Origin of the sequence: Streptomyces sp. NBC_00683 (assembly GCF_036226745.1) — a bacterium.
In the GTDB taxonomy this organism is placed as follows: domain Bacteria; phylum Actinomycetota; class Actinomycetes; order Streptomycetales; family Streptomycetaceae; genus Streptomyces.
This window is the reverse complement of record NZ_CP109013.1, coordinates 1,727,243-1,741,626: the sequence shown is the minus strand read 5'-3', so window position 1 is coordinate 1,741,626 and position 14,384 is coordinate 1,727,243. Positions and strand designations below refer to the sequence as shown.

At 69.0% G+C, this 14,384-nt stretch carries 11 protein-coding genes; 6 read left to right on the top strand and 5 right to left on the bottom strand.

The genetic code is table 11. From position 1 onward, the window contains the following. The first annotated feature begins 478 nt into the window (after nt 1–478). The gene (locus OG257_RS07670; protein WP_329205922.1) at nt 479–1,480 is read left to right on the top strand and encodes a TIGR03842 family LLM class F420-dependent oxidoreductase; all 1,002 of its coding nucleotides are present in this window, start codon (nt 479–481) and stop codon (nt 1,478–1,480) included. Between the two features lie 139 nt (nt 1,481–1,619). Then, nucleotides 1,620–3,170, top strand: coding sequence for an NCS1 family nucleobase:cation symporter-1 (locus tag OG257_RS07665; RefSeq protein WP_329205920.1), 1,551 nt, complete (start codon nt 1,620–1,622; stop codon nt 3,168–3,170). A gap of 84 nt (nt 3,171–3,254) precedes the next feature. On the opposite strand, the gene OG257_RS07660 is transcribed toward OG257_RS07665, so the two are convergent. Then, nucleotides 3,255–4,454 (bottom strand): endonuclease/exonuclease/phosphatase family protein, encoded by a 1,200-nt coding sequence (locus tag OG257_RS07660; protein WP_329205919.1) that lies wholly within the window; start codon nt 4,452–4,454, stop codon nt 3,255–3,257. 249 nt (nt 4,455–4,703) lie between these two features. Between OG257_RS07660 and OG257_RS07655 the strand changes: the two genes are divergently transcribed. The 4 genes from OG257_RS07655 to galU are packed head-to-tail and all read left to right on the top strand — an operon-like array spanning nt 4,704 to nt 8,736. Continuing rightward, entirely contained in the window at nt 4,704–5,735 is a 1,032-nt protein-coding gene (locus OG257_RS07655; protein WP_329205917.1) for an NAD-dependent epimerase/dehydratase family protein, read from the top strand. 27 nt (nt 5,736–5,762) lie between these two features. Then, nucleotides 5,763–6,707 carry a UbiA prenyltransferase family protein gene (locus OG257_RS07650; protein ID WP_329205915.1) on the top strand — a complete coding sequence of 315 codons (945 nt, stop codon included), beginning with the start codon at nt 5,763–5,765 and terminating at the stop codon, nt 6,705–6,707. Continuing rightward, nucleotides 6,662–7,816 (top strand): glycosyltransferase family 4 protein, encoded by a 1,155-nt coding sequence (locus OG257_RS07645; protein ID WP_329205913.1) that lies wholly within the window; start codon nt 6,662–6,664, stop codon nt 7,814–7,816. Before OG257_RS07650 ends, OG257_RS07645 begins: the two co-directional genes overlap by 46 nt. Beyond that, nucleotides 7,813–8,736, top strand: coding sequence for a UTP--glucose-1-phosphate uridylyltransferase GalU (galU, locus tag OG257_RS07640; RefSeq protein WP_329205912.1), 924 nt, complete (start codon nt 7,813–7,815; stop codon nt 8,734–8,736). Before OG257_RS07645 ends, galU begins: the two co-directional genes overlap by 4 nt. A gap of 121 nt (nt 8,737–8,857) precedes the next feature. On the opposite strand, the gene OG257_RS07635 is transcribed toward galU, so the two are convergent. The 4 genes from OG257_RS07635 to OG257_RS07620 all read right to left on the bottom strand — a co-directional run bounded on the left by OG257_RS07635 (nt 8,858) and on the right by OG257_RS07620 (nt 14,377). Next, nucleotides 8,858–10,648, bottom strand: coding sequence for an AfsR/SARP family transcriptional regulator (locus OG257_RS07635; protein ID WP_329205910.1), 1,791 nt, complete (start codon nt 10,646–10,648; stop codon nt 8,858–8,860). An 87-nt stretch (nt 10,649–10,735) separates the two neighbouring features. Then, on the bottom strand, nt 10,736–11,758 hold the full coding sequence (locus OG257_RS07630) for a glycosyltransferase family 2 protein (protein WP_329205908.1): 1,023 nt from the start codon (nt 11,756–11,758) through the stop codon (nt 10,736–10,738). A 693-nt stretch (nt 11,759–12,451) separates the two neighbouring features. After that, complete coding sequence (locus tag OG257_RS07625) at nt 12,452–13,363, bottom strand: SDR family NAD(P)-dependent oxidoreductase (RefSeq protein WP_329205907.1); 912 nt, start codon at nt 13,361–13,363, stop codon at nt 12,452–12,454. 24 nt (nt 13,364–13,387) lie between these two features. Beyond that, complete coding sequence (locus tag OG257_RS07620; RefSeq protein ID WP_329205905.1) at nt 13,388–14,377, bottom strand: glycosyltransferase; 990 nt, start codon at nt 14,375–14,377, stop codon at nt 13,388–13,390. Nucleotides 14,378–14,384: the final 7 nt, after the last annotated feature.

Below are 14,384 nucleotides of genomic sequence, written 5' to 3'. Positions count from 1 at the left end.
ACGCCCGGGCCTATGTCCCGTTCACTTGTCCCGTGCACGGCTTCCGGCGGAGCCGCCTTCCGAATCCCTCCTCCGGGACCGGACGGGCAGGGCGCCGACCCCGCTCACCGAGGAGCGCGGGGCACCTGCGGCGGGCCTCTTCCCAAGACCCCGGAACCGGTCCAGAATCATTCCCCCGCGACTCGCGTGCGAGGCGTCGTTCTACAGGGTTCGGCACGGGCTCCTGTGGAAAGATCTGCGGAGCACGTCACTCGGGGGCAGTGCCCCGAAGCCGCTGCCGGCGTGCCCATGAGTATGTGAGGACCGGAGCTCGGGAGAGGACGGTATGCGCACTCGGCGACGGCACTGCCGCCCCTCCACGGACCACCGGATCCGCCGTCCCGTGGTTGACGTCCTCGTCGACGAACGGACCTTCACCGGCGCGCGGCGTGCACGCCGCGCGCGCCACCTGTAAGTACCCGGACCAGGAGCGCCTGCCATGGACTTCGGACTCGTCCTCCAGACCGACCCGCCCGCCTCGGCCGTGGTCGGGCTGATGCGCCGCGCGGAGCGGAACGGATTCCGCTACGGATGGACCTTCGACTCGGCGGTGCTCTGGCAGGAGCCCTTCGTCATCTACAGCCGGATCCTGGAACACACCGAGCGGCTGATCGTCGGCCCGATGGTCACCAACCCCGGCACCCGCACGTGGGAGGTCACCGCCTCCACCTTCGCGACCCTCAACGAGATGTACGGCAACCGCACCGTCTGCGGCATCGGGCGCGGCGACTCGGCGATGCGCGTGGCAGGCCGCAAGCCCAACACCCTGGCCCGGCTCGGCGAGGCCATCGAGGTGATCCGCGACCTCGCCGAGGGGCGCGAGGCCACCGTCGACGGGCAGCCCGTCCAGATCCCCTGGGTGAAGGACGGCAGACTTCCCGTCTGGATGGGGGCGTACGGACCCAAGGCGCTCGCACTCGCCGGGCAGAAGGCCGACGGGTTCATCCTCCAGCTGGCCGATCCCTACCTCACCGAGTGGATGGTCAAGGCGGTACGGGACGCGGCGGCCGACGCCGGCCGTGACCCGGACTCCATCACCATCTGCGTCGCCGCGCCCGCCTATGTGAGCGAGGACCTGGACCACGCCCGCGAGCAGTGCCGCTGGTTCGGCGGAATGGTCGGCAACCACGTCGCCGACCTCGTCTCCCGGTACGGGGAGCACTCGGACCTCGTGCCCGAAGCCCTCACGGCGTACATCGCGGGACGGTCGGGATACGACTACAGCCATCACGGCCGCACCGGGAACCCGGACACGGCCTTCGTCCCCGACGAGATCGTCGACCGGTTCTGCCTGCTGGGTCCGGCCGAGGCGCACATCGAGAAGCTGCAGGCCCTGCGGGACCTGGGCGTCGACCAGTTCGCCGTGTACAACATGCACGACGCGCGGGAGGCGACCATCGACGCCTACGGTTCCACGATCATTCCCGCGCTCTCCGCCTGACGGTCCCCGAGCGACCGTCTCCACCACCGTCCGCACGGCACAACCCCCCGCGCCCCGCACGGCACAACCCCCCGCGCCCCGCACGGCACAACCCCCGCGCCCCGCACGGCACCGCTCCCGAGCGAAGGGTCCCGTCGCCATGACCGCCACCGTCCCACCCGGCCCAGCCGGCCCACCGTCCAGTACCGGCGAGCAGATAGCCGACCCGTCCGGCCGGATCGAACTCGCCCCCGGATCCGTCCCCGACGACCCCCGCTTCGTCAACGACGACCTGCTGCCCGTCCCCCTGGAGCGGCGCCGCTGGACGACGTACAACTTCGCCGCCCTGTGGATCGGGATGGCGCACAACATCCCGTCCTGGCTCCTGGCCTCGGGGCTCGTCGCACTCGGCATGGACTGGAAGCAGGCCGTCTTCACGATCGCTCTGGCCAACCTGATCGTGCTGGCACCGATGCTGCTCACCGGGCACGCCGGACCCAAGTACGGGATCCCGTTCCCCGTGCTGGCCCGCGCCTCCTTCGGGCTGCGCGGCGCCAACCTGCCCGCGCTGATCCGGGCAGGAGTCGCCTGCGCCTGGTTCGGGATCCAGACCTGGATCGGCGGAGTCGGCATCTTCACCCTGCTCGGCAAGATCTTCGGCGGCTGGGCACAGGCCGACGAGATCGGCGGGCAGCCCTGGACGCTCTGGCTCTGCTTCGCCCTCTTCTGGGTGCTCGAACTCGCCATCATCTACCGGGGCATGGACACCCTGCGGCGCTTCGAGAACTGGGCGGCGCCCTTCGTCATCGTCGGCGCGGTGGTCCTGCTGGTGTGGATCGCGGTCAAGGCGGGCGGTCTCGGCCCGCTCCTGGACCAGCCCTCCGCGCTCGGCTGGGGATCCGACTTCTGGCCGGTCTTCTTCCCGTCCCTGATGGGCATGATCGCCTTCTGGTCCACGCTGTCGCTGAACATCCCCGACTTCACCCGCTTCGGTGCCGGTCAACGCGCGCAGATCTGGGGCCAGTCGCTCGGGCTGCCGACCACCATGACGTTCTTCGCGCTGCTCTCCGTCTTCGTCACCTCCGGCTCGCAGGCCGTGTACGGGGAAGCCATCTGGGACCCGGTGCAGCTCGTCGCCAAGACCGACAACGTCTTCGGTCTCCTCTTCGGCCTGATCACGGTCCTGATCGCAACGATCTCCGTGAACATCGCGGCGAACGTCGTGTCACCCGCGTACGACCTGGCGAACCTGGCGCCCAAGTTCATCAACTTCCGTACGGGCGCCATGATCACGGGAGTCGTCGGCGTCCTGATCATGCCGTGGAAGCTCACCGAGACCCCCGAGCTGTACATCTTCACCTGGCTCGGCCTGGTGGGGGGTCTGCTCGGTACGGTGGCCGGCATCCTGATCGCCGACTACTGGATCGTCCGCCGCACCGTCCTGGACCTGCCTGATCTCTACCGGCCCGGCGGCCGCTACTGGTACACGAACGGCTGGAACTGGCGTGCCGTGGCGGCCTTCGTGACCGGCGGCGTCCTCGCGGTGGGCGGCTCCCACTCCGCCCCGGGCAAGGGGCCGTTCCCCGCCGACGGCCTGATCCCGTTCCTGAAGCCGCTCGCGGACTACGGCTGGGCGGTGGGCCTCGCCTCCTCCCTTCTCCTGTACACCTTCCTCAGCCTCGGCAGCCTCGGCGAACGCACCAGGCGCTGAGAGCCCGGAACTCCGCAACTGCCCCCGCCCCGCGACGAAGCGTCGCGGGGCGGGGGCAGTTGCGGAGTTCCACGCCTCCCGCGGTCAGCGGGGCCACAGCGTGACGCGCTGGACGCTGTGGTCCGAGAAGCCCTTCGAGTCGAGCAGGTCGTAGCGTGAAACGGCGACATTCGAGGTCGTGAAGAGCCAGTCGAGCCGCCAGACACGCTTCCCCGACGGCCAGGAGGCGGGATAGAGCGACGGGAGCGCGTGCGACTGGTCGACGAGCCGGTCGGGAATCATCGACTTGATTCCCATCGCGGCCGATGTGTTCAGATCGCCGCCCAGAACAATCCTGTGGGGATTGTCCGCGACGTCCTTGCGAATGGCCTCGTAACTGGCACGCCGCATTTCGAAGTTGAGCCGGTCGACCTCGAACATGCTTCCTTCAGGGCCGTTCTGGAGACGCATCAGCCGCTGCGGTGGCTGGAACAGATGGGAGTTGTAGAAGGATACGGTCTTCCCGTTCACTCGAATGTCCGTCACTTGTGTCTGCGACGAGTAGAACAGCGGACGGTCCCGCAGTGCGTCCGGAACGGGCTTGAGGTCGTCGGGCAGCCAGGTGGTCGTGTCCAGCCAGCGGTGCCCGACGACCGGCAGTCGGGACAGGGTGACGTTGCGGCCCTCGATCACGACCTCGTAGCCGGGGAACTCCGCGCGCAGCCGGGCCGCTTGGTCGATGCCGCGAGCCTGCGCCCAGTGCGTCTTCGTCATGTCGACGTGCGCGTATTCCTGCAGGAGATACACATCGGCATCGAGGCCGCGGAGAAACGCGTAGAAGCCGTCGGTGGTGTGCGGACCTCCGGGTTGGAGGTCCTGGTCCCAGTACTGGGTGTTCCAGGTGACGAGCTTGATCGCGTCGGAGGGTGCCGACGGGGGCGTGTACCACAGGGTGCTGAAATTCAGCCCGGAACAACTCAGGCCGAGCACGAGCGCGAGCACCGGCGCGGCGGTGAGGCGCCACCGAACGGGCCGTGCCAGCTGCGCCACGGCGATCAGCGCCAGCGGAATGAGAGCGAAGGCCAGCGGCGGGATGACGTCGAAGGGGCCCCACCAGTAGAACCGGTTGCTGAGGAGCCGGTGCAGCACGACGAAGGCCAGCCACGCGGTGCAGGCGAGGACGGCCAGGCGTACGCGCCAGGGCCGGCGCCTACGGCCGGCCTGAGCCACGCCGTCCGACTGCGCCGCGTGGTCCGCCCGCTCTTCTTCGGTGATGGATGGTTCGACGTTCGCAGTCTCGCTCACGGACTCACACTTCTCCCCGCTGGCTGGTCGTACAAGCCTGCAGATCCTCGCACCGGGACCTTGCCCCGACCTTGGGGCGACCGCCAAGACCGGTGCAATCACCGGTCGGTAAGGTCCGACTCCTGGCCTGGCGAGAATGAGCCAGTGCGGTCCCGAAATTGTCGCGCCAGGTCAATGCCCCGGTGGATCGCATGTTTTTCCTCGACGGGCCCTGCGAGTGCGGTACGTGCTTGAAGAAAGGGACGTGAAATGAACATTGTCGTCACTGGCGCGGCCGGAATGCTCGGCACTGCCCTTCTGGCCCGGCCCTGGCCCGGCATCGAATGGACGGGCGTCGATATCCGCCCGCTCGCACCCGGTGCCGGTGACCGTGCCGAATACGTCCGGGCCGATGTCCGCGACACGGCGGCGCTCATCAACGCCTTTCGCGGCGCCGACGTGGTCATCCACTCGGCCGCCGCCCTGCCGAGCCACCGTGCCGCCGACATCCGGTCGGTCGACGTGGACGGCACCGCTTCGGTCGTGGAGGCCGCCCGGCACGTCGGCGTGCAACGGCTTGTGCACATCTCGTCGACCGCCGTCTACGGCCTGCCCCGCCACTGCCCGACCCCCGAGGACTACCCGTGTGAGCCGGTGGACGCGTATTCCTCCGCCAAGCTCGCCGCCGAATCGGTCGTGCTGCGCGCGCGGGAGCAGGGCTTCTGCGTCCCGATCCTGCGGCCCAAGACGTTCCTCGGGCCGGAGCGGCTGGGGCTCTTCGCGATGTTGTTCGAATGGGCCGACGAGGGGCGCAACTTCCCCCTGATGGGTGGTGGCCACGCCGCCGCGCAGATGCTGGACGTCGACGACCTCTGCGAGGCGATCCGGCGCGTGTGCGAGGGACCGGACAGCGCTGTGAACGACACCTTCAACATCGGTGCCGCCGAGTTCACTTCGCTGCGCGACGACTTCCAGGCGGTGCTCGACGCCGCAGGCCACGGGCGGCGGGTCGTGACGGTTCCGGTCGGGCCGGCAGTGGTGGTGCTGCGAGCCCTCGCGGCCCTGCGTCTCTCGCCGGTGTACGGGCGCCTGGTGCACAAGCTGACCCGTGACTCCTACGTGTCGACGGACAAGGCACGGGAGCAGCTGGGCTTCACCCCCAGGGTCAGCAACAGGCAGGCGTTGCTCAGGACGTACGAGTGGTGGCGCAGCGCGGGACGTGCGCGGCGGAGCCCCAGCGGCAGGACGCACCGGGACCCGTGGCGGCAGGGGGCCCTGCAGCTCGCCAAAGCATTGTTCTGACCGGCCGTCACACTAGGGGAGGCGTTCATGGATCACTATGTAGGTCCGGACAGGCTTGCGCTCGACGTTGTGGAAGGACCCATCGCCGCCCGGCGGGTGAGGGCATCGGGCGCCTACGTGGCACTCTTACGGCCCCGTCACTGGGTCAAGTGCTCCCTGGTGCTGGTGGCGCCGGTCACAGCCCCGCCGGAGGTGATCCCGCACCTCGGTGGGATCGTCCTGACCCTGCTCGCCTTCCTGTCCGCCTCCTCCACCGTGTACGTCCTGAACGACCTCCGCGACTGTGCGGCCGACCGGCTGCATCCGGTCAAGAGGCTGCGGCCGCTCGCGAGTGGCGACGTGAGCTTCCGAGGTGCCGTGGCCATGCTGGTCGCGCTGCTGCTCGTCACGGTCGGACTGCTCGTGGCAGTACCGCCCCTGGCGGCGCTGATACTCGGGGGCTATGTCCTCATGAACATCTGGTACACCCTGGCCCTCAAGCACCAGCCGCTCGTCGACGTCTCCGTGGTAGCCGCCGGCTTCGTCCTGCGGGTCCTGGCCGGAGCGGTCGCCGCCGGTCTGGACGTCCAGCCGCTTCTGCTCATCTGCGTCTACTGCGCGTCCGTGGCCCTGTCGTTGGGCAAACGCCGGCACGAACTGGCCGGCCTGGCGGTGGCGGGGGAGCGACACAGACCGGCGCTGTCGGCGTACTCGGTGCCGTTCCTGGATCACGTGGTCGTCCTGAACCTCGTCGCGGCCCTGATGTGCTACTTGGCCACGATGTGGCAGCTGAAACCGCCGTACGGGAAGGTGGGAGCCGCGCTCACCTTCCCGTTCGCGGCGTTCCACGTCACCCGCTACCTGCAGATGCTCATCGTGGAGCGCTCCGGCGGCGACCCGGTCGACGACCTCATGCGCGATCGGCAGATGCGGCTCAACCTCGGCCTGTGGACCGCGGTCCTGGCCTCGACCTTCCTGGCGAGCTTCCTGTGACCTATGACGTCTGCATCGCGGTCAACTACTACGCGCCCTATGTGAGCGGTCTGACCGAGACCGCCCGGATCGTCGCCGAGGGGCTCGCCGCCCGCGGCTGGAAGGTCGCCGTCGTCGCCACCCGCCACGATCCGCAGCTGCCCTTGCGCGAGAACCTGAACGGCGTGGACGTCCATCGGTGTCCGGTCATCGCCTCGATCGGCCGAGGCCTGGTCAGCCCCTCGTTCGCCCGTACGGTACGTCGGCTGAGCAGACGGTCGCGCGTGCTCCACCTGCACCTGCCGATGCTCGAGGCCGGGCTCATCACGGGGCCGCGGCTGAAGATCCCCGTCGTCTCGACCTATCACATCGACCTCTGGCTGCCGCCCGGCCCGGTGGCCCGGGCCGCGACAGCGGCGGTGAGTGTCTCGTCGGCAGTCACACTGCGCCGGTCCGCGGCCGTCGTGGTCAACAGCGACGACCAGGCCGAGCACTCCCGGATGTGGCCGACGCTCCGCAACGCCAGACGATTCGCGATAGCGGCCCCCTGCCTGGACCGGCGAGGCGGTTCGGCCGCGTACCGGCAGACCACCGGGCCGCACATCGGCTTCCTCGGGCGCATCGTGCCCGACAAGGGACTGCCCTACCTCCTCGACGCGTTCAGCGGGATCGACGACCCCGACGCCCGGCTGCTGGTGGGTGGCGACTACGTGACCGTGGCGGGAGGCAGCGTCATCGAGGAGATCCGGGAGGCCGCCCGGCAGGACCCGCGGATCAGCATCCTGGGTCTGCTGCGGGGCCAGGAGATCGCTGACTTCTACGCGTCGATCGACGTCTTCGCGCTGCCTTCGGTAGCGGAGTCGTTCGGGATCGCCCAGGCCGAGGCGATGATGTGCGGCGTTCCCTCGGTCACGACCGATCTGCCGGGCGGGCGCTACCCCGTGGTGGCCACCGGCATGGGTGCTGTCGTCCCGCCACGTGATCCCGTGGCGCTGCGCGAGGCACTCCTGGAGACGGTCAGCTGGGATGCGGCTGTGCGAAAGGACGGGGCCGAACGCGCCAGGAACCTGTTCGGCCTCGAAAGCTGCCTCGACCGGTACGCCGCCGTTCTGAAGGAAGTGCAGGCATGAGCGCATCATCCGCACCGGGCTCCCGGATCACCAAGGCGGTCATCCCGGCGGCCGGCCTCGGCACCCGCTTCCTGCCCGCCACCAAGGCCACCCCCAAGGAGATGCTGCCGGTCGTCGACAAGCCGGCGATCCAGTACGTCATAGAGGAGGCCGTCACCGCCGGCCTCTCGGACATCCTCATGATCACCGGGCGGAACAAGCGTCCCCTCGAAGACCACTTCGACCGCAACTACGAGCTGGAGGAGGCCCTGCGCCGCAAGGGCGACGACGCCAGGCTCGACCAGGTGCAGGCCTCGAGCGAGCTGGCCAACATCCACTACGTCCGGCAGGGCGACCCCAGGGGACTGGGCCACGCGGTGCTGTGCGCCGAGGAGCACGTGGGAGAGCAGCCCTTCGCGGTGCTCCTGGGCGACGACATGATGGACCCGCGCGACCCGCTGCTCACCCGCATGATCGACGTGCAGCAGCGTCACGGCGGCAGTGTCGTCGCGCTGATGGAGGTCGACCGTTCCCAGCTCCACCTCTACGGCTGCGTCGCTGCCGCCCCGAACGGGGACGACGACGTCGTCGCCGTGAGCGGCCTCGTGGAGAAACCCAGGCCGGCGGACGCCCCCAGCAACCTCGCGATCATCGGCCGCTACGTGCTGGACCCGCGGATCTTCGAGGTGCTGCGCAAGACCGATCCGGGCCGCGGCGGCGAGATCCAGCTCACCGACGCCCTGCAGGCCCTGGCCGCCGACCCGTCCCTGGGCGGCCCCGTACACGGTGTCGTCTTCCGCGGCCGCCGCTACGACACCGGGGACCGCGCCGACTATCTGCGGGCCATCGTCCGCCTGGCGTGCGAGCGCGAAGACCTGGGACCGGACTTCAGGACCTGGCTGCGCAGCTACGTCCAGCAGGAGATGCCCCAAGGGGTGTGACGGCGCGAGCGGCAGAAGCCCGGTCGACCTGCCCGGGGGCGCGGTGACGACGTCTTTGTCGTTCCGCCACCCCGGGGCGCCGTCGTGACCACCCGGTCCCGGCGAGGCTCAGTTCCGCCGTTCAGCACTCCTGGGCGAACAACCGCAGGAGATCGTTCATCTGGTAGCGGCCCGGGGACACGGACTCCAGGAGCTGGGCGTCGACGAGCCGCTCCAGGCACAGTTCCGCGCGCGCATTGGACTGGGAGAGCAGCCGCGCGGCGTCCGAGAGGCTGACCACCGGCTGGCTGCACCCGCTGAGCAGCTTGAAGGCCTCCGCAGCCGCCCGCATGGCCGGATCGGCATTTCCGGAGAGCCGCCGGTAGGAGCCGGACAAGCTGGCCCGCACCCCGATGCCTTCGATCTCGAGGTTGTCGAGCCGCCGGGCCTCGTCGGCGAGGCGGGCGTGCAGCTCGGCCAGGGGCCAGCTCGGCCGGGACACGAGACGGGCAGCCGCGGTGGTCACGGCGAGCGGCAGGCACTGGCACAGCTTCGCGATCGCTTCGGCCGCTGCGGGTTCGGCGGCCACCCGGTCCGGGCCCGTCAGCCTGCCGAGAAGAGCGACGGCCTCGTCCACCGAGAGCGGCCGGACAGGCAGTTGGCCGGCTCCGCCCAGGGCGGACAGCGGCTGCCTGCTCGTCACGATCACGCCGAATCCGCCCCCGTTCAGCAGCAGCGGCTTTATCTGGTCCGAGTCGGAGGCGTTGTCGAGCACGAGGAGCATCCTGCGACCGGCCACCAGGGAGCGCAGCAGGGCGGCGGCCTCATCGGCCTGCACGGCCGGCGGCGGCGGTTCCGTGCCGAGCGTGCGGAACAGGCGGGCCAGGGCCTCCGACGGGCTGAGCGGTGGCGCTCCCGTGCCGCTCCCGCTGAGCTCCACGTACATCTGGCCCTCGGGATAGCGGTGGGCGAGCTGGTGTGCGGCGTGGATCGCCAGGGCCGACTTTCCGACACCGGCGGCTCCATGGATGCTCACCAGCGGGGTCGCGGCCTGCGGTCGCGGTGTGGCGAGCGCATCCTCGATCCAGGCGAGCTCCTCGGTCCGTCCCACGAAGTGAGCGACATTCATGGGGAGTTGGCGGGGCAGTGGCGCGGAGCTGATGGTGGTGCCCTGGTGGGGGGTCTGGAGCTCACCGCGTAACACGGCCATGTGCAGGTCACGCAGCTGCGGGCCGGGCTCGTGCCCCAGTTGCTCGGCGATCTGCTCACGCACGGCGGCGTAGTGCTGCAGAGCCTCCGAAGTACGGCCGAGCGCGCACAGCGCGCGCATGTACAGATCCTCCAGCGGCTCGGCGAGCGGATACGAATCCAGGACCTTGGCCAGCCGGTCGGCGACGGCCTGGGCGTTGCCCAGCCGCAACTCATCGGCGGCCCAGGCACTCGCGATGCCTATGAACTGCGATTCGGCGTTCCGGCGTATCGTGCTGGCCCAATACCCCATCAGATTCACCAGTGGCCGGCCGCGCCAGAGGCCCATCGCCTCGCGCAGGGCGAGCACGCGCTGCTCCCCGTGCGCGGCGCGAGCGTCCTCCGCGAGGGAGCCGATGTGGTGTAAGTCGACGTCCCGATGGTCGATCTGCAGAACGTACCCCTGCGCCCCCTTGACGAGGGGCACCGGTTTCGCGGCCGACTCCTCGGCCCGTGCGGCCCTGGTCAGGAAATGCCGCAGCCGGGCTATATGGGCATAGAGGGCGCTGCGTGGCGCGTCGGGAGTGTCCTGGCCCCAGACTCGTTCGATCAGGGCGTCGATGGGGACCGGGCTGCCGGCATCAACCGCCAACGCCGCCAGCACCAGGCGTCTTTGGCGCGGCCCCACATCCAGGGACCGACCGGCCACTTCCACATCCATCGGACCCAGCAGTTTGATTCTCATTGTCCCCCGTCTTTCGGCGAGATCGCGCTGGGAGCGCTCCCAAGGGCGATGCGTACGCCATGCCAGAAATGGTACGAAAGGTCAGAGTCATGTTGCCGCGAGGCCATCACGGTATCGCCGCCGGAAACGCGGGTCGACGAGGTAGCGCAGCGCCCCGGTCAGGCCGCCCGCCGAAACGGCCAGTCCGTAGAGGTAGTTCAGCGCTGTCGTCACCAGGACCATGCGCCAGCCGGCGGCGCGCCGGACGTAACCGAGCAGCGGGAGGTTCGCCCAGAGGAACCAGGCAAGACCTGCCGCCGGAAGCACCGCGAGCGCGGGTGCGAGGAGCGGCAGTGGCGCTGTCGCCGCGGTGAGGGTGATCGCGAAGATCTCCGGCGGCCGGTGCAGCGCCTCCCGCTCGGGCTTGAGGTCACGCTGCAGGAAGATCAGGGGCACCAGCGACACGGCCCGGCCGAAGCGCTTGCGCAGCACCGACGACATCCGGTCCTCGTCGTCGTGGTAGCCGACGACGTCGAGCGCACGGGCCACCGGGAAGCGCCCGGAGATCCGCAGGCCGTACTCGTGGTCCTCGTTGGCCCACTGCCCGGTGAGCCGCTCGTCGAAGCCGCCGAGCTCGTCGACGACCCAGCGGCGGATCGCCCCGACCGCGAAGTGCCCGGTGAGCACGGGGCGGGGCTGGATCTGCCGGAAGTGGCCGTGCAGGACCTGGACCTGTTCCACGACGCTGTCGTCCACGAGCGGCCGGTCGCCGTAGATGCCCCAGGCCGCGGCGCACTCAGGGCTCTCCTCGAGGGTCCGGACGGCGTTCGCCACGGCGCTCGGAGCGAGCGCGACGTCGGAGTCGAGGAAGAACAGGACATCGCCGTGGCTGGCGGCGATGCCGCGGTTCCGCGCGATCCCCGCCCCGGAGTTCTCCGTGAGCCGGACAACTGTGCACTCGTACGCCTCGGCGATCGACGCCGTCTCGTCGGAACTCGAGTCGTCCACGACGATCAGTTCAATAGGTGAGTACGTCTGTGCCAGCACCGACTCCAGGCACAGCGCGACGGTCTTCGTGCTGTTGTAGCAGGGCACGATCACTGACACGAGTACGTGTCCGGATCCAGTCACGTCAGCTCCACGGAAATGAGGTCAATGCCCCCGACTTCAGGGCAATGTGATGGAATGGGGATCAGTACAACACCGTCGGACGAGTAAGCCACAGTGCTGTCGTACCTGCGACTCGATTTCATCGCCGGACTCTCCTCCTTGTCGTTCATCCGTGAGCCGGACATTCATCAAGGTAGTCGGTCGCTCAGCCGCACTGACGTGAGTTCTTGAAAACGTTCGAGGCGGCCGCCGGGCGTTGCCCCGCTATGTGGACACCTGCGAACTATGCAACCGAGTTCAGGCTCACCGATATTTGGCCGATCGTATACTCGACAGGGCTGCTGCGGCAGTGCGGAATGGCGGCTTCAATTTGTTGTACCGGGCAGGCCGGGAGAACGCCGCCGTATGCCCATCGGAATTCTTCGGACACCTTTGGGCGCAGCTCGGCCACAAGGGAACGCCTGGTGGTGAGGCTGTATCCGTACCGGTGGTCCGTCCGGTGGTCAGTACCGGTGGTCAGCCCGGTGGGCACGTTCGTCCTCGCGTCGGATGCGAAAGGCTGCCACTGTCGTCGCAGGGGGCGTATCGCACGCCCGAGGGGCGGCCTCTTGGAGACCGCCCCTGACGACACCGGTACCGGCTGCACCCGTCATCGAATCCGGAGCGGCACGCATGGCGCGCCCGGAAACGCCAAGATCCCCGACAGGGCCGAGCTCAGGAAGGGCTCCCCCCTGCGGCGAACGCGTCGACCCCGGTCAGCTCGGCCGACAAGGCCCAGAGCCGGGCGGCCTGTTCGCGGTCCGCAGGCTCGTCGAACCGGCGGTCCACCGCACCGTGGTGGAGGTAGGAGCCGCCTGCGCCGGCGAGCTCGGGCGAGGTCGCTGCCCACACCTGGGTTGCGGCACCCTGTTCGGGCGACCGGAACTCGGGCAGCAGCGGAGTCCCGGCGTCGTCGATCCAGCCCGCGGCAATCATCTCCTCGGTGGTGAGGTGCCGTTGCAGCGGTGTGAGGATGTAGCCGGGGTTCACGGAGTACGCCTGCACGCCCGCCGAACCGCCCAGTAGGTCGAGCTGGGCCGCGAACAGCGCATTGGCGAGCTTCGACTGTGCGTAGGCCGCCCACTTGTCGTAACCCTGCTCGAAGTGCACGTCGTCCCACTGGATGGTTCCGGTCGGGCTGACGCCCGACGAGACGGCAACCACGCGCCCACCCTCGACGATTGCCGGAAAGAGCCGGTTGACCAGCGCGTAATGGCCAAGGTGGTTGACCGCGAAGTGCGCTTCCCAGCCCGGCCCGACACGGGTCTCCGGAAGAGCCATGACACCGGCGTCGTTGATGACGATGTCAATGTTCCGGCCCGAAAGGAGGAAGCGGTCCGCGAAGTCGGCCACGCTCTTCAGGTCGGCGAGATCCAGTTCGTCGACTTCGGCGTCGAGACCGTCGAGCGCTTTCTGCGCGAGTTCCGGGCGGCGGGCCGGGACAATGACATGGGCGCCGGCATTCACCAGTGCCCGGGTCGTCGCCAGACCCAGGCCGGAGTAACCTCCGGTGACTACGGCCAGCTTCCCGTGCAGGTCGATATCGACCAGCGCATCCGCGGCGGAACTGTCGATGGTAAGTGTCATGCGTGCCTCAGCTTTGCGGGATGGTCAGGCAGGGGTATTCACGCCGTAGAGCCGACGTACCGAACGGGGAAACAGCAGTCCTTGCAGGATTCCGATTCCGGCGGCGAGCGCGGACGTCAGCGTCACCAAGAGGTGGAGCACCGTGAATTGGAGGCCGAACAGGACTCCATGGTGCCGATACGCGTACGCGTACGTCCGCCAGTCGAGCAATATGCCCACGGAAAGGGTGGCCGCCGTCGCGAGCAGGGCAAGCGGGCCGAACAGCAGCACGCCGAGGAGGCTCAGGGCCGCAGTCAGGACGAAACCGCTGCCGAGCGCGCGGTAGCTCGTGCCGGCACCGCCGGGCAGGGACCGCAGGCGTACCCAGTTGGGGGCGCCGATCCGAGTGCGCTGGAACACCTTCGTCAGCATGACGCGCAGTGTGCCGTCGTGGTCGTGGCGGCCGCGGACGGACGAGGTCGCCCACACGGAATAGCGCTCGTTGAGGCGGAAGCCGTAGTCCTGCTCCTCGGTCCAGCGCAACTGGTCGTTGAACGGGCCGATTTCACGGAAGACGGCAGTCCGGATCGCGAAGAGGGCGGAGTGCAGGCCCGGGATCAAGCCGTCCACCTCGTTGAACCAGACGTACTGCTGGATCGCCCGGTACTTCTTGACAACGCTGTCCGGGAACAGGGACTCGGCCTGGTACATACCGCAGACCGCACCGAGGTTGTCATCGGCGAGGAGGACCTCCACCGCTTTGGCCACCGCGTCGGGCGCCAGGGCCACGTCGGAGTCGACGAAGAAGAGCACCTCGCCGCGGGCGGATTCCGCACCGAGGTTGCGAACCGTGGAGACACCGCGGTTGACCGGACTCTCCAGCACCGTCACGCCCAGTCGGCGTGCGATGGCGACGGAGTCGTCGGTGCTGCAGTCGTCCGCCACGATGACCTCGATCGCGGGGTACGTCTGGCCCTGCGCCGCCTCAATGCACGCCGCGAGCGTCCGGGCGTAGTTGTAATTCGGGATTATCACCGAAACC